At 71.8% G+C, this 22,775-nt stretch carries 20 protein-coding genes; 12 read left to right on the top strand and 8 right to left on the bottom strand.

Going from position 1 to position 22,775, the window contains the following annotated elements:
- Positions 1 to 136 precede the first annotated feature (136 nt).
- Complete coding sequence (locus HN031_RS02600; protein WP_172265957.1) at positions 137 to 1,189, top strand: hypothetical protein; 1,053 nt, start codon at positions 137 to 139, stop codon at positions 1,187 to 1,189.
- Here HN031_RS02600 and HN031_RS02595 read toward each other — a convergent pair.
- A complete protein-coding gene (locus HN031_RS02595; protein WP_172265955.1) occupies positions 1,134 to 2,852 on the bottom strand; it encodes a fumarate hydratase in 1,719 nt (572 codons plus the stop codon). The two genes, HN031_RS02600 and HN031_RS02595, sit on opposite strands and share 56 nt — an antisense overlap.
- 11 nt (positions 2,853 to 2,863) lie before the next feature.
- Positions 2,864 to 3,250, bottom strand: coding sequence for a PLD nuclease N-terminal domain-containing protein (locus HN031_RS02590; RefSeq protein ID WP_172265952.1), 387 nt, complete (start codon positions 3,248 to 3,250; stop codon positions 2,864 to 2,866).
- Between the two features lie 233 nt (positions 3,251 to 3,483).
- Here HN031_RS02590 and HN031_RS02585 point away from each other — a divergent pair, with 233 nt between their 5' ends.
- The 6 genes from HN031_RS02585 (at position 3,484) to HN031_RS02560 (ending at position 10,335) form a co-directional block, all read left to right on the top strand.
- Positions 3,484 to 4,608, top strand: a complete 1,125-nt coding sequence (locus HN031_RS02585) for an ABC transporter substrate-binding protein (RefSeq protein ID WP_216652029.1) — start codon at positions 3,484 to 3,486, stop codon at positions 4,606 to 4,608.
- Positions 4,500 to 5,483, top strand: coding sequence for an ABC transporter permease subunit (locus tag HN031_RS22145; RefSeq protein WP_216652028.1), 984 nt, complete (start codon positions 4,500 to 4,502; stop codon positions 5,481 to 5,483). The genes HN031_RS02585 and HN031_RS22145 overlap by 109 nt, the downstream gene beginning before the upstream one ends.
- Entirely contained in the window at positions 5,480 to 6,268 is a 789-nt protein-coding gene (locus tag HN031_RS02575) for an ABC transporter permease (protein ID WP_172265949.1), read from the top strand. The genes HN031_RS22145 and HN031_RS02575 overlap by 4 nt, the downstream gene beginning before the upstream one ends.
- Positions 6,265 to 7,314, top strand: coding sequence for an ABC transporter ATP-binding protein (locus HN031_RS02570; RefSeq protein ID WP_172265946.1), 1,050 nt, complete (start codon positions 6,265 to 6,267; stop codon positions 7,312 to 7,314). The genes HN031_RS02575 and HN031_RS02570 overlap by 4 nt, the downstream gene beginning before the upstream one ends.
- Positions 7,315 to 7,375: 61 nt before the next feature.
- A complete protein-coding gene (locus HN031_RS02565; RefSeq protein ID WP_172265943.1) occupies positions 7,376 to 7,963 on the top strand; it encodes a TetR family transcriptional regulator in 588 nt (195 codons plus the stop codon).
- Positions 7,964 to 8,028: 65 nt separating this feature from the next.
- Positions 8,029 to 10,335 carry an MMPL family transporter gene (locus tag HN031_RS02560; protein WP_172265940.1) on the top strand — a complete coding sequence of 769 codons (2,307 nt, stop codon included), beginning with the start codon at positions 8,029 to 8,031 and terminating at the stop codon, positions 10,333 to 10,335.
- A 4-nt stretch (positions 10,336 to 10,339) separates the two neighbouring features.
- Here the strand turns inward: HN031_RS02560 and HN031_RS02555 are convergent, their stop codons facing one another.
- Positions 10,340 to 11,101 carry an isocitrate lyase/phosphoenolpyruvate mutase family protein gene (locus tag HN031_RS02555; RefSeq protein ID WP_172265937.1) on the bottom strand — a complete coding sequence of 254 codons (762 nt, stop codon included), beginning with the start codon at positions 11,099 to 11,101 and terminating at the stop codon, positions 10,340 to 10,342.
- Between the two features lie 63 nt (positions 11,102 to 11,164).
- On the opposite strand from HN031_RS02555, the gene HN031_RS02550 reads away from it, so the two are divergent.
- The 4 genes from HN031_RS02550 to HN031_RS02535 all read left to right on the top strand — a co-directional run bounded on the left by HN031_RS02550 (position 11,165) and on the right by HN031_RS02535 (position 16,032).
- On the top strand, positions 11,165 to 12,277 hold the full coding sequence (locus HN031_RS02550) for an NAD(P)/FAD-dependent oxidoreductase (RefSeq protein WP_172265934.1): 1,113 nt from the start codon (positions 11,165 to 11,167) through the stop codon (positions 12,275 to 12,277).
- A 77-nt stretch (positions 12,278 to 12,354) separates the two neighbouring features.
- The gene (locus tag HN031_RS02545) at positions 12,355 to 14,109 is read left to right on the top strand and encodes a CapA family protein (RefSeq protein WP_172265931.1); all 1,755 of its coding nucleotides are present in this window, start codon (positions 12,355 to 12,357) and stop codon (positions 14,107 to 14,109) included.
- Positions 14,110 to 14,153: 44 nt separating this feature from the next.
- Complete coding sequence (locus tag HN031_RS02540; protein WP_172265928.1) at positions 14,154 to 14,801, top strand: DUF1707 domain-containing protein; 648 nt, start codon at positions 14,154 to 14,156, stop codon at positions 14,799 to 14,801.
- Between the two features lie 145 nt (positions 14,802 to 14,946).
- Positions 14,947 to 16,032, top strand: a complete 1,086-nt coding sequence (locus tag HN031_RS02535; protein WP_172265925.1) for an ABC transporter ATP-binding protein — start codon at positions 14,947 to 14,949, stop codon at positions 16,030 to 16,032.
- A gap of 136 nt (positions 16,033 to 16,168) precedes the next feature.
- On the opposite strand, the gene HN031_RS02530 is transcribed toward HN031_RS02535, so the two are convergent.
- From HN031_RS02530 to HN031_RS02515, 4 genes are read right to left on the bottom strand one after another with little or no spacing between them, the layout of a single operon-like run.
- Positions 16,169 to 17,434: an ABC transporter ATP-binding protein gene (locus HN031_RS02530; protein ID WP_172265922.1), complete on the bottom strand. Its 1,266-nt coding sequence runs from the start codon at positions 17,432 to 17,434 to the stop codon at positions 16,169 to 16,171.
- A 7-nt stretch (positions 17,435 to 17,441) separates the two neighbouring features.
- Entirely contained in the window at positions 17,442 to 18,281 is an 840-nt protein-coding gene (locus tag HN031_RS02525; RefSeq protein ID WP_172265919.1) for a carbohydrate ABC transporter permease, read from the bottom strand.
- Between the two features lie 3 nt (positions 18,282 to 18,284).
- Positions 18,285 to 19,235, bottom strand: coding sequence for a sugar ABC transporter permease (locus HN031_RS02520; RefSeq protein WP_322919976.1), 951 nt, complete (start codon positions 19,233 to 19,235; stop codon positions 18,285 to 18,287).
- A complete protein-coding gene (locus tag HN031_RS02515; RefSeq protein ID WP_172265916.1) occupies positions 19,232 to 20,572 on the bottom strand; it encodes an extracellular solute-binding protein in 1,341 nt (446 codons plus the stop codon). The genes HN031_RS02520 and HN031_RS02515 overlap by 4 nt, the downstream gene beginning before the upstream one ends.
- A gap of 102 nt (positions 20,573 to 20,674) precedes the next feature.
- Between HN031_RS02515 and galK the strand changes: the two genes are divergently transcribed.
- On the top strand, positions 20,675 to 21,772 hold the full coding sequence (gene galK / locus HN031_RS02510) for a galactokinase (protein WP_367650631.1): 1,098 nt from the start codon (positions 20,675 to 20,677) through the stop codon (positions 21,770 to 21,772).
- A 33-nt stretch (positions 21,773 to 21,805) separates the two neighbouring features.
- On the opposite strand, the gene HN031_RS02505 is transcribed toward galK, so the two are convergent.
- Positions 21,806 to 22,729, bottom strand: a complete 924-nt coding sequence (locus HN031_RS02505) for an alpha/beta fold hydrolase (RefSeq protein ID WP_172265910.1) — start codon at positions 22,727 to 22,729, stop codon at positions 21,806 to 21,808.
- Positions 22,730 to 22,775: the final 46 nt, after the last annotated feature.

The following is a 22,775-nucleotide window of genomic DNA, read 5'->3' as shown; positions in this document are numbered from 1 at the left end:
GCTCGTCCCGCCTCCGGGACGTGTGGCGATGTGGTCGCCAGGGCGACCGGATCGTCACACGTCGTTGACGAGCGCCTCTCCACAGGTGCAGGACAGGGGCTGTTGTGGGCCCCCAGTGCGGCTGGAGCCTGAGGGCATGGTCGACGCCATCGGACCACTCGACGCCCGAGCGAGAGGTGCCCGCCTCCTGTCGCGGGCCCTCCATCGCGCCGACGACCAGGGCGGCGTGCTCGGCCTCGCGCAGCTGCACGAGCTCGGGCTGACGCGCTCGCAGGTCCGGGCGCAGGTCGGGGCGAGGCGGTGGCAGCGGGTCCACACGCAGGTGGTCGCCACTCACACCGGTCCCCTCACCGAGGAGGGGACGTGGTGGGCGGCGGTGCTCGAGGGCGGGCCGCAGGCCTACCTCGACGGTGCGTCCGCGCTCACGGCCGGCGGGATGACCGGCTTCGACTGCGACACCGTCCGCGTCAGCGTGCCGCCGACCGCGAGGTCCAGGAAGGCGCCCGGCCTGCTCGTACGCCGTACGCGTCGCCACGACCCGCGCACAGTCGTGTCCTCCGGCGTGCCGCGCGCACGTCCGGAGGTCGCTGCCGTCCACGCGGCCCTGTGGGCAGCCTCGGACAAGCAGGCCGCGCTCCTGTTGACCATGCCGGTCCAGCAGCGACTCACGACGGCCGACCGGATCGGTCGGGCCCTCCTCGACGTCCGACGCCACGCGCGCCGCAGGTTCCTGCAGGCCGTCGTGCTGGACCTGCTCGACGGCGTGCGGTCGATCAGCGAGGCGGAGTTCGCGGCGGAGTGTCGCCGGCGTGGTTTGCCGAGGCCCGCCCGACAGGTCCTCCGCAGGGGGAGGGACGGGCGCTACTACCTCGACGTCTGCTGGGAGGAGTGGGGAGTGGTCGTGGAGATCGACGGGATCCACCACCTGTGGGCACCGCAGGTGGTCGCCGACGCGCTCCGCCAGAACGAGGTGACGCTCACCTCCGACGTCGTCCTGCGCCTGCCACTGCTCGGGTTGCGGGTCGCGCCGGACGAATTCTTCGCGCAGGTCGAGCGGGCGCTGCGCCAGCGCGGCTGGTCCGGAGCCGGGACGTGTGGCGATGTGGTCGCCAGGGCGACCGGATCGTCACACGTCAGGACGGCTGCTCCGCCGAGCGCACCCGGATCCCCGCCCCGGTCAGCGAGCTGAGCGGGACGGTGACGGCGCCGGAGGGGTCGGTGAAGAAGTCGTTGCCCTTGTCGTCGACGACGATGAAGGCGGGGAAGTCCTCGACCTCGATCCTCCACACCGCCTCCATGCCGAGCTCCTCGTACTCCAGCACCGACACCGACCGGATGCAGTCCTGCGCCAGGCGGGCGGCCGGGCCGCCGATGGAGCCGAGGTAGAAGCCGCCGTGGGAGGCGCACGCCTGGGTGACCTGCTGGGAGCGGTTGCCCTTGGCGAGCATGACCATCGACCCGCCGGCGGCCTGGAACTGCTCGACGTACGAGTCCATCCGGCCGGCCGTCGTCGGGCCGAAGGAGCCGGACGGCATGCCCTCGGGCGTCTTGGCAGGCCCGGCGTAGTAGACCGGGTGGTCGCGCAGGTAGGACGGCATCTCCTCACCCGCGTCGAGGCGCTCCTTGATCTTGGCGTGCGCGATGTCGCGGGCCACGACGAGCGGGCCGGTGAGGGACAGCCGCGTCTTCACCGGGTGGCGGGAGAGCTCGGCCAGGATGTCGGGCATCGGCTGGTTGAGGTCGACCTGCACGACCTCGCCCGCGGAGATGTCGTCGGAGACGCCGGCGTCGGGCATGTACTGCGCGGGGTCGGTCTCGAGCTGCTCGAGGAACACGCCCTCCGGCGTGATCTTGCCGAGCGCCTGCCGGTCGGCCGAGCAGGAGACGGCGATCGCCACCGGGCACGAGGCACCGTGGCGGGGGAGCCGGACGACGCGGACGTCGTGGCAGAAGTACTTCCCGCCGAACTGCGCGCCGATCCCGAAGGACTGCGTCAGCTCGAAGACCTGCTCCTCCAGCTCGACGTCACGGATGCCGTGGGCGGCCATCGAGCCCTCGGTCGGCAGGTCGTCGAGGTAGTGCGCCGAGGCGTACTTGGCGGTCTTCAGCGCGAACTCCGCGCTCGTGCCGCCGATGACGACGGCGAGGTGGTACGGCGGGCACGCGGCGGTGCCGAGCGAGCGGATCTTCTCGTCGAGGAACTCCATCAGCCGCGTGGGGTTGAGGACGGCCTTGGTCTCCTGGAAGAGGAACGACTTGTTGGCCGACCCGCCGCCCTTGGCCATGAAGAGGAACTTGTACTCCGGGACGTCCTTGGCGGGCGTGGAGTAGAGCTCGATCTGTGCCGGCAGGTTGGTGCCGGTGTTCTTCTCCTCGAACGTCGTCAGCGGCGCGAGCTGGGAGTAGCGGAGGTTGAGCCGGGTGTAGGCGTCGTAGACGCCGCGGCTGATGGCCTCGCCGTCGTCGGCGCCGGTGAGCACGCCCTCGGACTTCTTGCCCATCACGATCGCGGTGCCGGTGTCCTGGCACATCGGCAGCACGCCGCCGGCGGAGATGTTGACGTTCTTGAGCAGGTCGAGCGCGACGAAGCGGTCGTTGCCGGAGGCCTCCGGGTCGTCGATGATCCGGCGCAGCTGCGCGAGGTGGCCGGGCCGGAGGTAGTGGCTGATGTCGTGCATCGCCTCCTCGGTGAGCCGGCGGATCGCCTCGGGCTCGACGGTGAGGAAGGTGCGGCCCCCGACCTCGACGGTCGAGACGCCCTCGGTGGTGACGAGGCGGTAGGGGGTCTCCTCCGCGCCGTTGGAACCGGCGGTGGGAAGAGGGTCGGAGTAGTGGAACTCGGCGGCGCTCACGGCCGCAGATGCTACTCCGGGCCGGCGTCCTCGCCCGCGTCGCCCTCACGCCCGCGCCGCTCCTGCTCGCGTGCCTTGCGGCGCTGCTCCTCGGCACGCTCGCGGACCTTCTTGAGGAACTCCTCGTCGGCGCCGGGGTCGGTGGCCGCGAACCGGCCGGGGCGGTCGTACTCCGGGAACGCGGTGGCGCTGCGCTCGTGGGGACCGGGCCGCCGCGCCGCGCGCACCGGGCGGCCGGCCGCCAGCCAGGCGACCGAGCCGACGAAGGGGAAGAACAGGATGAGCACGATCCACCACACCTTCGACAGGTGGCGCACCTCGTCGTCGCGGCTCGAGATGGCCTCGACGAGGCAGTAGATGCCCAGCACGATCGGCACCAGGAAGAGGACGATGCGCATCAGACGGACCCCCGCAGGTCGGCCCTGCCGGGGCCCCGGACGACCGGGGACGACCGGCGCGGCGGCAGCGTAGCGCGAGGCGCGGGCCGTGCGCGGGCAGTTGCGGCGCGCACCCGGGATTCATCGGCAGGACGCGGGACGTCCATGCGGGAGTAGCCTCCGATCCGACGGGACCGACGAGGCTCCGCCCGGCACACCCCGCCGATCTCGGACAAGCTCTCCTGGAGGTCCACGTGAACACCCGCAAGACGCTCGTATCCCTCGCCGCGATGGCCACGCTCGCCGCGGCCGCCGGCTGCGCCGCCCCCGAGAAGGAGGCGGACACCACCACCGAGAGCGGCGTCGACGCCGCCGCCGCGACCTCCGCCGAGGACTTCGGCGGCCTGGAGGAGCTCGTCACGGCCGCGCAGGAGGAGGGCGAGCTCAACGTCATCGCCCTGCCGCCCGACTGGGCCAACTACGGCGAGGTGATCTCCACCTTCGAGGAGAAGTACGACATCGAGGTCAACTCCGACCAGCCCGACGCCGCCTCGCAGGACGAGATCAACGCCGCCAACGACCTCCAGGGCACCGACCGCGCCCCCGACGTCTTCGACCTCGGCCAGTCGGTCGCGCTCGCCAACACCGACATGTTCGCGCCCTACCAGGTGGAGACCTGGGACGACATCCCCGACGAGTTCAAGGACCCGGACGGCGCCTGGGTCAACGACTACGGCGGCTACATGTCGATCGGCTACGACTCCGCGGTCGTCCCGGACGTCACGTCGGTGAAGGACCTGCTCGGGCCGGAGTTCAAGGGCAAGGTCGCGCTCAACGGTGACCCGACCCAGGCCGGCGCGGCGTTCAGCGGCGTGGTGATGGCCTCGATCGCCAACGGCGGGTCGGCCGACGACGTCGCCCCCGGCGTCGACTTCTTCACCCAGCTCAAGGAGGCCGGCAACTTCCTCACCGTCGACCCCGACTCGACCACCATCGAGCAGGGCACCACCCCCGTCGTCATCGACTGGGACTACCTCGGTGCCGCCGCGGCCGCCAACGTCGACACGTGGAAGACGGTCGTCCCGGAGGAGGCCGTCGTGGCCGGCTACTACTTCCAGGCGATCAACGCCGACGCGCCGCACCCGGCCGCCGCACGCCTGTGGCAGGAGTTCCTCTACAGCGACGAGGGCCAGAACCTCTGGCTCAAGGGTGGCGCCCGTCCGGTCCGCGGTGACGCGATGGCCGAGGCCGGCACCATCGACGAGGAGCTGTGGGGCGCCCTGCCCGAGGTGACCGGCGAGCCGGTCATCCCGACCGACGAGCAGACGGTGACCGCCGGGGAGTACCTCGCGGCGAACTGGTCCAAGGCCATCCGCTGAGCACGACCACCAGTGGGAGTCCGGGCCGGCGGTCCGCCGTCGGCCCGGCCCTCCCGCTCCTGCCGTTCCTCCTCTTCGTCCTGGTCTTCCTCGTCGTCCCGACGCTGACCGTCGTCGTCGGTGCGTTCCAGGACGAGGACGGCCGGTTCACCCTCGGCAACCTCGACGCGCTGACCAGCGAGGCCGCCCTCTCGGCGCTGCGCGGGTCGTTGGTCCTCTCGGCGTCGACCGCCCTCATCGGCGCCGTGCTCGGCGCGCTGCTCGCCTACCTCATCGTCTCGATGCCGCCGAGCAGCCTCATGCGGCGCGCCACCCTCGCGGTGAGCGGCGTGCTCGCCCAGTTCGGTGGCGTCGTGCTGGCCTTCGCGTGGATCGCGACCATCGGCCCGGTCGGCGTGATGACCAAGGCTGCGGGGGACCTGTTCGGGGCGGACCTCTACGGCTCGGGGTGGCTCTTCGGGCTGCCAGGCCTGGTGGTCGTCTACGCCTACTTCCAGATCCCGCTCATGGTGATCGTCTTCGCCCCGGCCTTCGAGGGCCTGCGCCCGCAGTGGCGCGAGGCGGCGGTCAACCTCGGGGCGTCCACGTGGTCCTACTGGCGCCACGTCGCGCTGCCGCTGCTGACGCCGGCCTTCCTCGGCGCGCTGCTGCTGCTCTTCGCCAACGCGTTCGCCGCCTATGCCACCGCGGCCGTGCTGGTCAGCCAGGGCCAGCCGATCGTGCCGCTCATGATCCGCCAGGCCATCACCAGCGAGGTCCTCCTCGGCCAGGCCAACGTCGGCTTCGCGCTGGCGCTGGAGATGATCGTCGTGGTGACGCTGGTGATGGTGGCCTACAACCTGCTCCTGCGGCGTACGTCGAGGTGGATGCGATGACGCCCTCACCGGTCTTCCGGGTCGTCCGGGCGCTGCTGCTGCTGGCGTTCGCGGCCTACTTCTTCGTCCCCCTGCTGGCGATGTTCGACTTCTCCACCCAGGTCCGGGGCAGCGCGCCCGGCCGCACCTGGGACAACTGGGCCTTCATGGTCACCGACGAGGACCTCCGGTCCTCGATCGTCGCCTCGCTGCTGCTAGCGCTCTTCACCGTGGTGCTGATGGTCGCCCTGCTGGTGCCGACGATGGTGTGGGTGCGGCTGCGCGTCCCGCGGGCCAAGAAGCTCATCGAGTTCCTGTGCCTGCTGCCGCTCACGATCCCCGCGCTGGTGATCGTCGTCGGCATCACCAACGTCTACTCCTGGGTGACCTACCTGCTCGGCGACAACGCCCTGGTGCTGACCTTCGCCTACGTCGTGCTGGTGCTGCCCTACTCCTTCCGCGCCGTCGACGCCTCGCTCTCGGCCGTCGACGCCGCGACGCTGTCGGAGGCGGCCCGGTCGCTCGGCGCGGGCTGGTTCACCGTGATCGTGCGGATCATCATGCCCAACATCACCGGCGGCATCCTGGGTGCGGCGTTCATCGCCGTGGCCCTCGTGCTCGGCGAGTACGTCTTCGCCTCGCTGCTGCACTTCGACACCCTGCCGGTCGCGATGGCAGCGCTCTACAAGACCAACGGACCCGCCGCGATGGCCGCGGCGCTCGCCTCGATGATCCTCGTCGCGGTGCTGCTCGTGGGCCTCACCTTCCTCAGCCGTGACCGGCACAAGCAAGGAGCTTCGTCATGACCGACCAGAGGATCGCGGGCGGTCTCGCCGTCGAGCTGTCCGACCTCACCCGCGTCTACGGGTCGGTGCGCGCCCTCGACGGGCTCACGCTGCACCTCGACCCCGGCGAGCTGGTCGCCCTGCTCGGCCCGTCCGGCTGCGGCAAGACCACCGCCCTGCGGATCCTGGCCGGTCTCGACCGGGCCACCTCCGGCACCGTCGCCGTGGGCGGCAAGGACCTGACGCGGGTGCCGGCCAACAAGCGCGACATGGGCATGGTCTTCCAGGCCTACAGCCTGTTCCCGCACATGACGGTGATCGACAACGTCGCCTTCGGCCTCAAGCTGCGCGGCCGCGACGGTGCGGCGCGACGCCGGCGCGCGGGCGACATGCTCGACCTCGTCGGGCTCGGCGAGCACGCCGACCGCTACGCGCACCAGCTCTCCGGCGGCCAGCAGCAACGCGTCGCCCTCGCCCGCGCCCTCGCGATCGAGCCGTCGGTGCTGCTGCTCGACGAGCCGCTGTCGGCGCTCGACGCGAAGGTCCGCGTGCAGCTGCGCGACGAGATCCGCCGCGTCCAGATCGAGGTCGGCACGACGACCCTCTTCGTCACGCACGACCAGGAGGAGGCGCTGGCCGTCGCCGACCGGGTCGGCGTGATGAACGCCGGTCGTCTCGAGCAGCTTGCCCCCCCGGCCGAGCTCTACTCCGCGCCGGCCAGCCGGTTCGTGGGGGAGTTCGTCGGCCTCAGCAACCGGGTGCCGGCCCGCGTCACCGGCGAGGTGGCCTCCGTCCTCGGCCGCGACGTGCCCGTGCTCCCCGGGTCGGCGACGGGGGAGGGCGTCGCACTCGTCCGCCCCGAGTCGGTCTCGGTGGTCGCGGACCCGGCCGGTCCGGCCACCGTCGCGACCGTCATGTTCCTCGGGCCCCTGTCGCGGGTGACGTGCACGCTCGCCGACGGCACCGACGTGGTGTCCCAGCTCGCCAGCTCCGAAGCGCTGCGCCTCGAGCCGGGGGACCGGGTGCGGCTCGAGGTCGCGCCCGCGCCGGTGCTCGTCGTGGCCTGACCGGGGGCCGACAGCGGCGCCGTTTTTGCACCATTCGGCCTAGAGTGCAAAACTGCACTCTGTGCCCGATAGTGCAATCCACCGCCGCGGTCGGCGGACGACCGAGCTGCGCATCGTCGACGCCGCCCAGCGGCTCGCCGACGAGCACGGCAGCATCGATGGCTTCACGATGAACGACCTCGCCCTGGCCGCCGACGTCTCGCGCCGCACCCTGTTCAACTACTTCCCGAGCAAGGTCGACGCGGTGCTCGGCCCGGACGTCGTCATCGACCCGGACGCGCTGGAGACGTTCCGCACCGGCGGCCCGACCGGCGACCTGATCGAGGACCTGCAGGCCCTGCTGCTGGCGATCCTCGAGAACGAGGACGTCGACCGCGAGGTGCTCCGGCGGTTCGACCGCATCGTGCACGCCAATCCGGTCCTGCTGCTCACGCTCAAGGACCGGATGCGCCGGCTCGTCGAGCGCCTGGTCGAGGCCGCCGTCCAGCGCCCGGGCGGCGACCTGCCCGCGCGCGACGTGCACCTCGCCGTCGCGGTCCTCGGCGGCGTCACCGAGGCCGCGGTCACCGCCTTCATCGACGACCCCGAGCAGGACTTCGCCGGGCTCATCGTCTCCGGCATCGCCACCGTCCGCCGCCTCTTCGGCTGACGACGCCCCCGAACCCCCCGCCGCCACACCCACCGCACCACGTTCACCTCCCAGAAAGCAGCCCCATGGCCCGCCTCCTGTTCCGCCTCGGCCGCACGGCCTACCGCCGCTGGTACGTCTTCGTCGCCGCCTGGCTCGTCGCGCTCGTCGCGGTCGGCTTCACCGCCACCGCGATCAGCCAGCCGATGACCGACGCCTTCTCCATCCCCGGCATCGAGTCGGAGGAGGCCGCCGACCTGCAGGAGGAGCTGTTCCCCGACGCCGTCGACGCCTTCGACCAGGCGGGCATCACGGTCGTCGTGGCCGCGCCGGAGGGCAGCACGCTCGACGAGGAGCCGTACGCCGACCGCGTGGCCGCGCTGGTCGCCGAGCTCGCGGACACCCCGCAGGCACCGGCCGCCGAGACGATCCTCGACCCGGTGGCCGCCGCCGCGGGGCAGGAGCAGCAGATGGTGGACGCGGTGGTCGAGGCCGGCGGCGACGAGGCGGCGGCCCGCGAGGACTTCGCCGCGCTCTCCCCGCTGTCCGAGGACGGCCGGACCGGCACCATCAGCTACGTCCTCGACGTCGACACCGTCACGGACGTGGAGCCGGCGACCGTCGAGGCCATCAAGGACGTGGTCGCCGAGGCCGACGCCGGCGGCCTCACCGCGGAGGTCAACGGCTCGGGCCTGGTCTCCATGCCCGAGGGCGCCTCCGCCGAGCTCATCGGCATCGGCGTCGCGATCATCGTGCTGCTCATCGTCTTCGGCTCCGTCGTCGCCGCCGGCATCCCGATCATCACCGCCCTCATCGGCCTCGGCACCGGCCTGCTCGGCGTCGTCGGGTCGACCGCGTTCTTCGACATCGGCTCCAGCACGCCGATCCTGGCCAGCATGATCGGCCTCGCCGTCGGCATCGACTACGCGCTGTTCATCCTCGCCCGCTACCGCAGCGAGCTCGAGCACACCGACGACCGTGCGGAGGCGATGGGCATCGCGACCGGCACCGCCGGGTCGGCCGTCGTGTTCGCCGGACTGACGGTCCTCATCGCGCTCGCCGCGCTCTCGGTCGTCGGCATCCCGTTCCTCACCACCATGGGCCTCGCCGCCGCCGGCACGGTGCTGGTCGCCGTGCTGGTCGCGCTGACCCTGCTCCCCGCCGTGCTCGGCATGGTGAAGTCGTGGGCGTTCGGCGGACGCATCCGCCGCTACCGCCCGCAGCGCGACGAGCGCGGTCGCGTGCTCAACAACGGCGTGCGCTGGGCCAGGCTCGTCGGTCGTGCGCCCGTGGCGGCGATCCTGCTCGTCGTCGTCGGCCTCGGCGCGCTCGCTGTACCCGTCAAGGACCTGCACCTGGCGTTCCCGACGGACTCCACGGCCTCACCCGAGACCACCCAGCGCCGCGCCGCCGACCTGGTCGCCCAGGGCTTCGGCCCGGGTCGCCAGGGTCCGCTCGTCGTGGTGGTGGACGCGCGCGACGTCGCCGAGCCGGACCGCGAGGCCGCGTTCGGCGAGGTCGTCGACTGGGCGGCCGGCCAGGACGGCGTCGTCAACGCCCAGGTCGTCGCCACCAACGAGGACGGCACCGGTGCCCAGGTGCTGGTGACGCCCTCCACCGGCGCCGACGACGTTGCCACCGAGGACCTGCTGCACGCCCTGCGCGACGGCCAGCCCGCCCTCGAGTCCGCGACGGGCACGACCACCGGCGTCACCGGGATCACCGCCATCCAGGCCGACGTCTCGGAGAAGCTCGCCGACGCGCTCCCGGTCTACCTGACGGTCGTCATCGGGCTCGCCTTCCTGCTCCTCATGCTCGTCTTCCGGTCGATCCTCGTGCCGCTGACCGCCACCTTGGGCTTCCTGCTCTCCGTGCTGGCCACGCTCGGGGCCACCGTGCTGGTCTTCCAGGAGGGCATGTTCGGCCTCGTCGAGGGCGCGCCGCTCGTGTCGTTCATGCCGATCTTCCTGATCGGCGTGGTGTTCGGGCTCGCGATGGACTACCAGGTCTTCCTCGTCACCCGGATCCGCGAGGCGCACGTCCACGGTGCCTCGCCGCGCGAGGCGGTGGTCGACGGCTTCCGCAACTCCGCACGCGTCGTCGCGGCGGCCGCCGTGATCATGACCTCGGTCTTCGCGGCCTTCATGCTCACCGACGAGCCGATCATCAAGTCGATGGGGTTCGCGCTCGCCGTGGCGGTGCTCTTCGACGCCTTCGTCGTGCGGATGGTGCTCGTCCCGGCGCTGCTCTATCTGCTCGGCGAGAAGGCCTGGTGGCTGCCGCGCTGGCTCGACCGGGTCCTGCCCGTCATCGACGTCGAGGGCGAGTCGCTGGAGCGCGGCCACGCGTCCGCGCAGTGGCGCGACGAGCGCGAGCCCGAGCTGGTCGGCTGACCCGTCAGCGCCAGGGAGCGACCAGCGTGACCAGGTCCTGGGCGAGCTCCTGCATCAGCTTGGGACCGAACGTCACCCGGTGCACGCCCATCACCTGGAGGTCCTCCAGCGACCCGGCGGCGGATCCGGTGCGCGGGTTGGCGATGACGTTGACCGGACCGGAGACCGCGTCCAGCACCGCCTGGAGGGTCGCCGCGTCGGGCACGCCGACCGGGTAGACGCAGCGGGCGCCCGCCTCCTCGCACGCACGGAGGCGGGCGACGGCCTCGCCGACGGGGTCCTCGAACCGATCCTTCTTCAGGAAGACGTCGGTGCGGGCGTTGACGACGAGGTCGACGCCCGCCGCGTCGGCCGCCTGGCGGAGCCCGCCGATGTAGTCGGCGTGCTCGGCGACCGAGCGCATCCGACCGCCCTCGGAGTGCACGGTGTCCTCGATGTTGAGCCCCACCGCGCCGGCCTCCAGCAGGCGCTCGACCAGCTCCGCCGGTGCCGCGCCGTAGCCGGCCTCCATGTCGGCGGTCACGGGCACGTCGGGCACGGCGGAGCAGATGCGGCGTACGCCGTCGAGGGCGTCGTCGATCGACATGTCCTCGTTGTCGCCCTGGCCGCGGGAGTCGGCGAGCGGGTGGCTGCCGATGCTCAGCGCGGTGAACCCCGCGTCGGCGACGGACCGGGCGGACCAGGCGTCCCAGACGTTGGGGAGCACCAGCGTGGTGCCGGTGTGGTGCAGCTCGAGCAGGGTCGTGGCGCGGGTGGCGGTGTCCATGCCCCGAGGCTGCCACGGCCCCGGTCGCGGGCATAGGGGCCGTCCGCGCGGCGTTGGACCGGCATGGACGCACGCCAGCGCACGCCGCAGCCCCCGGACGAGCCGGTCCTCGACTCGGTCGTGATCGGCGCCGGGCAGGCGGGGCTCGCGGCGTCGTACTTCCTGCGCCAGCGGGGGATCGACCACGTCGTGCTCGACGCCAACCCCCAGGCGGGCGGCGCGTGGCAGCACCGGTGGGCCTCGCTCAGCATGGCCGACGTGCACGGGGTGGCGGACCTGCCCGGCTCGACCGCGCCGACCGGCTCGCAGCGCGCCGCGAACGTCGTCGTGCCCGACTACTTCGAGGACTACGAGCGGTGGCACCACCTCCCGGTGGTGCGGCCGGTGCGGGTCGAGCGCGTCGACAGCGAGGGCGACCTGCTGGTGGTCCGGTCGCCCGGGCGGACGTGGCACACCCGCACCCTCGTCAACGCCACCGGCACCTGGACGCGCCCCTTCGTCCCCTACTACCCCGGCATCGCGTCGTTCGCCGGCGAGCAGGTCCACGCCGCGCACTACCCCGGAGCCGAGCACTTCCGCGGCAGGCGGGTGCTCGTCGTGGGCGGGGGCGCCTCGGCCGTGCAGCTCCTCGGCGAGCTGGCTCCGGTGACGGGGACGCTGTGGGTGACCCGACGACCGCCGGTGTGGCGCGACGGCTTCGACGCCGAGGCCGGGCTCGCCGCCGTGACCGCGGTGGAGGAGCGCGTACGCCGCGGGCTGCCGCCGGCCAGCGTGGTCAGCGTGACCGGTCTCGCGCTCCGCCCGCAGGAGCAGGAGGCGGCCCGGCTCGGTGCCTACGACCGGCAGCCGATGTTCGAGCGGATCGAGGCCGAGGGCGTGAGGTGGGCGGACGGCCGCTTCGAGCCCGTCGACGCGATCCTGTGGGCGACCGGCTTCCGCCCTGCGGTCGACCACCTCGCGCCGCTCGACCTGCGCAGCCCCGCGGGCGGGATCGCCCTCGTCCCGGTGGTCGGCAACGTGCAGGGCGCCACGACGGCGGTGCGCGACCCGCGGGTCCAGCTGGTCGGCTACGGCCCTTCCGCCAGCACCGTCGGCGCGTCCCGTGCCGGGCGCCAGGCCGCGCTCGCGGTCAGCCGCCTGCTGGCCTCCGCGCAGCCGTCGGACCTGACTGCCTGACGCACGTCGACCCACCTTTGACGGACCTTTGACGCACGCCGGACCCCCGGTGGGGTGGTGCGAGGCACAATCGCTGCATGGACGTACGGGCGTGGGGCGGTGCGGCAGTCGCAGCCCTCGCGCTGGTGGCGTGCTCGTCGAGCCCGCCGGGTGACTCGCGGACCGGTCCGGTCCCGCCCCAGGAGCTCGCGGACGACGCCGTCGCGACCCCGGCCTCGCCACGGATCACGCTGGCCTTCGCGGGGGACGTGCACTTCGAGGCGCAGCTGCAGCGGCTCCTGCCTCGGCAGGGCGCGCTGGGGCCGGTCTCGCGTGCGTTCAAGCGCGCCGACGTGGCGATGGTGAACCTCGAGACGCCGGTCACCGACCACCCGACGCGCGACCCCAAGGAGCTGGAGGCGCCGGGCAACCGCTACCACTTCCGCACGTCGCCGCAGGCCCTCGACGTGCTCGCCGACGCGGGTGTCGACGTGGTGAGCGTCGCCAACAACCACGCGGGCGACTACGGCCAGGCCGGCCTCGCCGACACCCTGGCCGCCGGTCGCGCGAAGGGTGTCGCCATGGTGGGCGCCGGGCGCGACCTCGACGACGCCTTCACGCCCCACCGGGTCAGCGTGGACGGCGTCGACGTCGCCTTCCTGGCCGCCGACGCGGTGTTCCGCGAGGGCCGGAGCCGGGTCTGGGCGGCCGGCGCCGACACCCCCGGTCTCGCCGCCGCCCGGGAGACCCGGCCGGACGCGCTGCTGGCCGCCGTCGAGGCCGCCGCCGACGCGGGCGACGTCGTGGTGGTCTACCTCCACTGGGGCCTCGAGCAGCAGGCGTGCCCGAGCCAGCGCCAGCGGCTGCTCGCCCGCAACCTCGCGGACGCGGGCGCCGACGTGGTCGTCGGCAGCCACTCCCACGTCGTGGGCGGCTCGGGCTGGTCCGGCGACACCTACGTGGGGTACGGGCTCGGCAACTTCCTCTGGTACCACGACCGCCAGCCGGGCACCGGCGTGCTCACCCTCACGGTGGACCGCGACGGCGTGGTGGGCGACGCGTGGGCGCCGGCCCGCATCGCCCCGGGCGGCAAACCGCGCCCGCTCACCGGGACCGCCCGGTCGGCGGCGGTGGCGGCCTGGCAGGACCGACGCAGGTGCACCGGCCTGGCGGCCACCCGCGGCGAGGCGCAGGCCGAGGACCCGGCGTACTCCTCCGCGATCCAGCGCATCGACGCCGACCTCCGCCGGCGGATGCGGACCAGCCACGGCCCCGGCTGCCCCGTGCCGCTGCGCGACCTGCGCTACCTCAGGATGACCCACCGCGACTTCGACGGCCGCGCCCGCACCGGCGAGATGGTGGTCCACCGCCGCTTCGCCCGGGGGGTCACGGGCGTCTTCCGCGACCTCTACGACGCAGGCTGGCCGATCGCCCGGATGCGCCTGGTCGACGACTACGGCGGGGACGACGACCGCTCCATGGCGGCCAACAACTCCTCCGGCTTCAACTGCCGCCGCGTCGCCGGGCAGCAGGGCTGGTCCGACCACGCCTACGGCGCGGCCATCGACCTCAACCCCGTGCAGAACCCCTACGTCCGGCCGGGCTCGATCGCGCCGCCGGCCGGCCGCCGTTACGCCGCCATCGACCGCGGCAGCTCGGCCCCCGTCCCCCCGGGCGTGATCCGGGTCGAGGACCTGCCCGTCGAGGCGTTCGCACGGCTCGGGTGGGGCTGGGGCGGCTACTGGGTGTCGTCCAAGGACTGGCAGCACGTCGCTGCGCCCGTCCGTCCCGCGCCGTCCCGTCCGGCGCCACCTCCGCGTCGTGCCCGGCCCGCCGGCCGCGGCACCGGCTGACGACTGTCACGGGTCAGGTCGCGCGAGATCGCTAGGCTGGCCCCATGGGGGAGATCGAGAACCGCCCGCACGACCCGTCGCAGATGCGCATCTCCGACGCCGACCGGCAGCGCGTCGCCGACGTGCTGCGTGACGCCGCGGGGGAGGGGCGCATCGACCTCGACGAGCTCGAGGAGCGCCTCGAGCTGACCTGGCAGGCCAAGACCTACGGTGAGCTCGTCCCGATCACGCTCGACCTGCAGGCCGCCGGGCCCGTGACGCCGCCCGCCACCGCGCCGGTGCGTCGTACGCCTCCCGGACTCCCCGCGGTCGGTCACAACTCGTCCCTCGCCATCATGAGCGAGACCAAGCGCCAGGGCGTCTGGGCGGTGCCCGAGCACCACAGCGCCTTCGCGATGATGGGCTCGGTCGTGGTCGACCTGCGGCAGGCCCAGCTGTCGGGGGCCGAGACGATCATCAACGCCAGCGCCGTCATGGGCGAGGTGAAGATCATCATCCCGGCGCACATGCACGCGGTGGTCGACGGGACGCCGATCATGGGCGAGTACAGCCAGGCCAAGGACAAGGTGCCCGCCGAGCTGGGCGCCGACTCCCCGCTGGTGCGGGTGCGCGGCATGGCCCTGATGGGCTCGGTCACCGTGCAGCGGCTCCCCGCGCCGGGGACGCCGCGCAAGTACCTCGGCACCTACTGAGCCCCACCAGCCGTACGCCGCCCCACCCCGGCCGCACACCCCCGCCCGCTCCGGGGGGAGCCATCCAGCCGCGACTCCGCTACTGTGACCGCAGTCACTTCACGACGGATCGTCCGGCACGTACCTGCCGGTGAAGGAGCAAACAATGGCATCAGTGACGTTCGAAGGCGCCCAGCGGTGGTATCCCGGGGCCGATGAACCAGCAGTCCCGGGGATCGACCTCGAGATCGAGGACGGCGAGTTCATGGTCCTCGTCGGCCCGTCCGGCTGCGGCAAGTCCACGACCCTGCGCATGCTCGCGGGTCTCGAGGAGGTCAACGAGGGTCGCATCCGCATCGGGGACCGGGACGTCACCAACGTCCCGCCGAAGGACCGCGACATCGCGATGGTCTTCCAGAACTACGCGCTCTACCCCCACATGTCCGTGGAGGAGAACATGGGGTTCTCGCTCAAGATGGCCAAGGTCTCGACCGACGAGCGCAAGAAGCGCGTCGCGCAGGCGGCGGAGATGCTCGGGCTCACCGAGTTCCTCCAGCGCAAGCCGAAGGCCCTGTCGGGCGGCCAGCGCCAGCGGGTGGCGATGGGTCGCGCGATCGTGCGTCAGCCCCAGGTGTTCTGCATGGACGAGCCCCTGTCCAACCTCGACGCCAAGATGCGCGTGCAGACCCGCACCGACATCGCGCGCCTCCAGCAGGACCTCGGCATCACGACCGTCTACGTCACCCACGACCAGGTCGAGGCGATGACGATGGGCGACCGGGTCGCGGTCATGAAGCTGGGCATCCTCCAGCAGGTCGACACCCCGCTGCGGCTCTACGACAAGCCCGCCAACCTCTTCGTCGCCGGCTTCATCGGCTCCCCGCAGATGAACCTCCTCGAGGGCGTCGCCGCCGAGGACGGGACGGTGAAGGTCGGTGGCTACTCCGTGCCCGTCGACCGCACGGCGGAGCGCACCATGGCCGGCAAGGTCACGGTCGGCGTACGTCCGGAGAACTGGCGCATCGTGACGGCCGACCAGGGCGGTCTCCCCGTCATGGTGACGGTCGTCGAGCAGCTCGGCGCGGACAGCTACGTCTACGGCACCAGCGACGTGGAGGGCGTGCCCTCGACGATCATCATCCGGATGAGCGGTCGCCACGACCCCCAGAAGGGCGAGACGCTGTTCGTCACGACCGACCCCGAGCACGTGCACGTGTTCGACACCGAGTCGGGCCAGCGGCTCTCGGCCTGACGGCCGGTCGAGGTCCCGCACGAGGACCCCACGCACGAGGCGAGGCCCCGGGAGCAGCTGCTCCCGGGGCCTCGTTCCACGCCGACCTGCGGGGCCGGACATCAGGGGGGCCGTCACGGTCGTGACGGCCCGCGGGTCAGGTCGTCGCCTGGTCCGAGCCGGGCTGGACGCTGTCCTGCTGCTCGCCGACCTGCTCGGCCATCGCCATGGTGTTGCCGCCCGGCACCGTGCCGGCGCGTGACGAGTCCATGGTGAGGTTGTCGCCCGTCGACGGGTCGAACAGGTGGATCTTGCGGGCGTCGACCCAGATGGTGGCCTCGTCGCCCTCGCTGATCCGGCTGGCGCCGTCGAGGGACACCACCAGCTGGGTGCGCAGGGACTCCCCGTCGAGGTCGCGCTCGAGCTGCTGGAGCTGCTTCTGCACCTCCGGCGGCGCCTCGAACGGGACGTAGGCGTAGGCCTCGTTGCCGAGCCACTCCACGACGTCGACCTTGGCCCGGAACGTCGCCTCGTCGGTGACCTTGTCGGGGTCGACGACGCTGGCGTCCTCGAAGTGCTCGGGCCGGATGCCCGCGATGAGCAGGTCCTTGCCCTGGGCCTTCTGCGCCTTGTCGGCCGGCATCCTGACCGTGCCGAACGGCAGCTCGACCATGTCGCCGTTGACCTTGGCGGGCAGGAAGTTCATCGGCGGGGAGCCGATGAACCCCGCGACGAAGAGGTTGGCGGGGTTCTCGTAGAGCTCGCGCGGCGTGGCGAGCTGCTGGAGGATGCCGCGCTTGAGCACGGCGACCCGGTCGCCCAGCGTCATCGCCTCGGTCTGGTCGTGGGTGACGTAGACCGTGGTGATGCCGAGCCGCTTCTGCAGGCGCGAGATCTCGGTGCGCATCTGCCCGCGGAGCTTGGCGTCGAGGTTGGACAGCGGCTCGTCGAAGAGGAACGCCTCGGCCTCACGGACGATGGCGCGACCCATGGCGACGCGCTGGCGCTGCCCGCCCGAGAGGTTGCCGGGCTTGCGCTCGAGGTGCTCGTCGAGCTCCAGCGTCTTGGAGGCCTCGCGCACCTTCTGGTCGACCTCGGAGTCCGAGGCGCCGGCCAGGCGCAGCGGGAACGCGATGTTCTCGTAGACGGTGAGGTGGGGGTAGAGCGCGTAGTTCTGGAACACCATGGCGAGGTTGCGGTCGCGCGGGGCGAGGTCGTTGACCCGCTTGCCGCCGATCATCATGTCGCCGTCGGTGATGTCCTCCAGCCCGACGATCATCCGCAGCAGTGTCGACTTCCCGCATCCCGACGGTCCCACGAGGATCAGGAACTCCCCGTCCGCGACGTCGATGCTGATGTCGTTGACGGCCGGGAACCCGTCGCCGTACTTCTTGACGATGTTCTTCATCTCGATGGCGGCCATGACAGCTTCACCCCTTCACTGCGCCGGAGGTGAGGCCGGCGACGATCTTGCGCTGGAACAGCAGGACGATGACGATGATCGGGATCGTCGAGACGACGGCCCCTGCGGCCAGCAGTGACGCCGGCCGGTTGAACGGGTCGGACCCCACGAAGAACGACAGCGCGGCCGGGATCGGCCGGGCCTGCTCCGTCGAGGTGAGCGAGATGCCGAAGACGAAGTCGTTCCACGCGAAGAAGAACGTCAGGATCGCCGCGGTGAAGACACCCGGCGCCGCCAGCGGCACGATCACCTTGCGGAACGCCTGCCACGACGTGGCGCCGTCCACCTGCGCGGCCTGCTCCATCTCCCAGGGGATCTCGCGGAAGAAGGCCGACAACGTCCAGATCGCGAGGGGGAGCGTGAAGGACATGTAGGGGATGATCAGGCCCGGCCACGTGTCGTAGATGCCGAGCGTGCGCCACATGTCGAACAGCGGTCCGACGAGCGACACCACCGGGAACATCGCGATCACCAGGGCCAGGGTCAGCACCAGCTTCTTGCCGGTGAACTCGAGGCGGGCGATGGCGTACGCCGCGAGCGTGGCGATGACGACCGAGAGGAACGTCGCGATGAGCGAGATGCCGATCGAGTTGAGGATCGAGCGCAGGAACTGGTCGTCGGCCAGCACGTCGCGGTAGTTCTGCCAGCCCGCCCCGCCTCCCTCGGAGGGGAAGAAGCCCGGGCTTCCGTTGGTGATGGCCTCCTGGCTCTTGAAGGAGAGCGAGATGATCCAGGCGACCGGGAGCAGGCACCACACGAGGATGAGTGCGGCCCCGATGACGATGCCGATCTTGTTCTTGGTGGACATGCCTCAGCCCTCCTGCCGCGCTGCGGCCAGGTCGACGCGGAAGATCTTGACGATCAGGAACGCGATGAGCAGCACCGAGAGGAACAGCAGCACGGACAGCGCTGACCCGATGCCGAGCTGGAACTGCTCGATGACCTGCCGATAGGTGAGGAACGAGATGGACTCGGTGCCCTGGGCGCCGGCGGTCATCACGTAGATGTTGTCGAAGATGCGGTAGGCGTCGAGGGCGCGGAAGAGCACCGCCACCATGATCGCCGAGCGCATGTTGGGCAGGATCACCTTCCACAGCCGCTGCCACCACGTCGCGCCGTCGACCTTCGCCGCCTCGAGCATGTCCTCGGACACCTGCGCGAGGCCCGCCAGCAGCAGCAGCGACATGAACGGCGTGGTCTTCCAGATCTCGGAGACCATGATCGCCGCCATCGCCGAGCCGTACTGGCCGAACCAGTTGAACCCGTCCTCGACGAAGGGCAGCCACTCGTTGACGAAGCCGTTGTTGTTGCTGAAGGCGAACTGCCAGGCGAAGCCCGACACCACCGTGATGATGCCGTAGGGGATGAGGATCGAGGTCCGGATGATGCCGCGGGCGAAGATCACCCGGTGCATCACCATTGCGAAGGCGAAGCCGATGACGAGCTCCACCGCCACGGTCACCACCATGATGAAGACGGTGTTGAGGGTGGTCTCCCAGAACAGCGAGTCGGTCAGCGCGGTCCAGTAGTTGGAGAGCCCGACGAACTCCCGGTCGTCCGGGGCGGTCAGGCTGTAGTTGAAGACGCTCAGGTAGAGCGCCCGCAGCATGGGGAACGCCGTCACCAGCAGCATGAGGAAGATCGCCGGGGCGACCAGCCTCATGCCGAGCCGGTTCTCGGCCTTCGAACGGTCGCTCGCGGCGACCTTGTTGGCCCGACGCACGTCTCGCTTGTCGTCGGGCGCCACGGTCGTGTGCGTCACAGCAGGCTCCTTCCGGCGAGGACCTCGGTCAGGAAGTCGGCCGACTCCTGCGGGGTCGAGTCCGGCGTCACCGACGTCGGGGAGTGCCAGACCGACTGCACGGCGCTGGAGATCTGGCTGTAGAACGGGCTCTTGGGCCGCGGCCCGCCCTCGTCGACGCTGGTGCGGTAGAGGTCGAGGAGGTCCTCGGGGAACTCGCCGCTCGCCGCGACCTCGTCGTAGGCCGAGTTGGTCGACGGCATCAGGCCGTCGTTGACGGCCAGGTCGACCTGCGCGTCGGTGGAGGTGATGCACTGGCCGGCCTCCAGCGCCCACTCGGGGTGCTCGGAGTAGGCGCCCAGCCCGATGTCGATGCCGCCGATCGGCGGCTTGGACGCCTCGCCCTCGACGGTGGCGGGGTAGCGCGCCCAGCCGAGGTCCTCGAACTCCTGCTCGTCGGCGGGGCCGCCGGGGGCACCGATCAGACCCTTGTAGTTGGCGTAGACGAACGTCCAGTTGACCATGAACTCGCCGGGGCCGTCCTCGGGGAACATCTGACCGAGGCTGGTGCCCTCGTTGGAGACGGTGAGGTCGGCCTGCGCTGCCTCGCTGTCCGCGAGCTTCTGGATGATGGACGCAGCCTCGCGACCGGCGTCGCTGTCGAGCTCGACCTTGGCGTCGCGGCCGGCCTCGGTGTCGGTGACGATCGCGCCGCCGGCACCCTGCATCATCGCGTTGATCCACACGACGTAGGCCTCGTAGCGGTTGGCCTGGACGCCGACCGTGCCGCCCTGCGACGAGGCGGCCTCGATCACCTGGTCCCACGTGACGGGCTGGCTCATGTCGAGCCCGGCCGCCTCGGCGAGGGACTTGCGATACCAGAGGACCTGGGTGTTGGCCCACAGCGGGATGGCGTAGACGCCGTCGTCCCACGTGACCGTGTCGACGGCGCCCTGGAGGTAGTCGCCGCCGTCGGTGATCTCGGTGGCGAGCTCGTCGGGGATCTTCTGCAGCCATCCGGCGTTGGCGAACTCGGCGACGAACACCGGGTCGAGGTTCATGAGGTCGGTGGAGGAGTCCTCGGCCGCGAGGCGCCGGGCCAGCTGGGTGCGCTGGTCGGTCGCGCTGGACGGCAGCTGCTGCACCGCGATGTCGTACTGGTCGGTGCTGCACTCCTCGGCGTAGGTCTTGAAGGTGTCGACGCCGTCGGGGTTGACGTACCAGTTGAGCGTCGGCTTGCCGCCGTCGCCGCCGCAGGCGGCCAGCAGGCTGCTGGCGAGCGCCAGCGTGGCCACCGAGCCGGCGATCCGCTTCCCGCGTGGGCGACCCCGCTGTCGGGTCGATGATCGTGCTGCCATTGCGCACTCCTCCTTGTGACTCGGGTCACTGGTCTATCGGCTGCGACTAGGGTTTGGCAACAGCAGGTCACCCCATCGAACACACCACCAGAAAGGCCCGACGTGACGAGCTGGTTCGCGCCCGGACGGATCAACCTCATCGGCGAGCACACCGACTACAACGACGGGTTCGTGCTGCCGATGGCGCTGCCGATGGGATGTGCCACGACGCTGTCCCCGGCGACCGACGGCTGGTCCGTCGTGTCGGTGCAGGAGCCGGGCGAGGTGAGGGTCCGGCGGTCGGGGCTGAGCGGTCGCGACGACACCCCCGACTGGGCGACGTACGTCCTCGGCGCGCTGTGGCTGCTGCACGACGACGGGGTGGAGGTCCCGCCGCTGCGGATCGAGGTCGACTCCGACGTCCCCTCGGGCGCCGGGCTGTCCTCCTCGGCCGCCCTGGTCTGCTCGGTCGTGTGCGCGCTCGACGAGCGGCTCGGCCTCGACCTCGGACCGGCCGGCCTGCTCGCACTGAGCCGGCGCGTCGAGAACGACGCCGTGGGCGCGCCGACGGGAGGGATGGACCAGCTGGCCAGCCTGCGCGGCGAGGAGGGCCACGCCCTCTTCTGCGACATGCGCGACCTCACCTCCCAGTCGGTCCCGTTCGACCCGGGCGCCTCGGGGCTGGCGCTGCTGGTTGCCGACACCCGTGCTCCGCACCGGCACGCCGACGGTGAGTACGCCGCCCGGCGCCGCGGCTGCGAGCAGGCGGCCCGGCAGCTGGACGTCCCGGCCCTGCGCGACGTCGGCGCCGACGACCTCGACGCGGCGCTCGCCAGCCTGGACGACGACGAGCTGCGGCGCTACGTCCGCCACGTCGTCACCGAGGACGCCCGGGTGCTGGAGGCGGTCGACCTGCTGCGCGACGGACGGCTCGCGGACCTCGGGCCGGTCCTGTCCGCCTCGCACGCCTCGATGCGCGACGACTTCCGGATCACCGTCCCCGAGGTGGACACCGCTGTCGAGGCGCTGCTCGGTGCGGGCGCGCTCGGCGCGCGGATGACCGGCGGCGGGTTCGGCGGGTGCGTCATCGCGCTGGTGGCCGAGGGCGAGGTGGACGCCGCGGGCGACGCGGTGCGGGGCGCCTTCTCCGACGCCGGCTTCGGCGAGCCCGAGCTCTTCACCGCCTCCGCGGCACCGGGAGCGCACGCCGTCGAGGGCTGACGTCCCGCCGCGCGTACCACGGCCGGGCGGTCCTCAGGCGCGGTCGGCCGTGCGGCGGATCGCCTCGACGAAGGTCTCGAACAGGCCCGGGGGCAGGTCGTGGCCCATGCCGTCCACCAGCACGAGCTCGGCGCCGGGGATGGCGGCCGCGGTCGCGCGGCCACCGCTGACGTGCACCATCTTGTCGGCCGTGCCGTGCAGGACGAGTGCGGGCACCCGGAGGCTGCGCAGCCGCTGGGTGCGGTCCGGCTGGGTGAGGATCGCCAGCATCTGGCGCAGCACGCCGCTGGTGCTGACGCCGCGGTCGAACGTCTCGAGCGCGCGCGAGCGCAGCGCCTCGTCCTCGGTCGGGTAGCCGACCGAGCCGATGACCGCCCACATCGCGATGCTGCTCTCGACGTAGGCGTCCCGGCCCGGCCTGCGCGGGGCGATCAGCCGGGGGAGCAGGGAGGGGTGCTGCCACCCGACGGTGCGCCGTCCGGTGGTCGAGCTGATGCTCGTCAGCGACCGCACGCGCGCGGGGTGCTCGATGGCCACGGTCTGCGCGATCATGCCGCCCATCGACACCCCGACGAGGTGCGCGGACTCGATGCCGAGGTGGTCGAGCAGGGACACCGCGTCCACGGCGAGGTCGGACATGGAGTACGGCGTCTGGGCGCGCCCGGTGGCGAAGGCCCGCAGCAGCTGGTCGTGGCGCACGGGCGCCGCGATGCGTGAGGACCGGCCGGTGTCGCGGTTGTCGTAGCGCACGACGTGGAAGCCGGCGTCGGCCAGCTTCTCGCAGAAGACCTGGTCCCACCAGGTCATCGGCCCGCTGAGACCCATCACGAGGAGCAGCGGCTCGTCGTCGGGATCACCGAAGGTCTGGTAGCAGAGCTCGACCTCGTTGCCGATCGGCGCGTAGAGCTCCTCGGAGGCCACGGGCGGGCCGTTGCGGGGGGGACGTGCGGAGGACATGGCTCCAGTGAACACGATCGGGGCTCGCCCCAGCACCCGTCGTGGC

Source organism: Nocardioides sp. zg-1308 (assembly GCF_013155375.1).
In the GTDB taxonomy this organism is placed as follows: Bacteria; Actinomycetota; Actinomycetes; order Propionibacteriales; family Nocardioidaceae; genus Nocardioides; species Nocardioides renjunii.
This window is presented reverse-complemented; position numbering and strand designations above follow the sequence as displayed.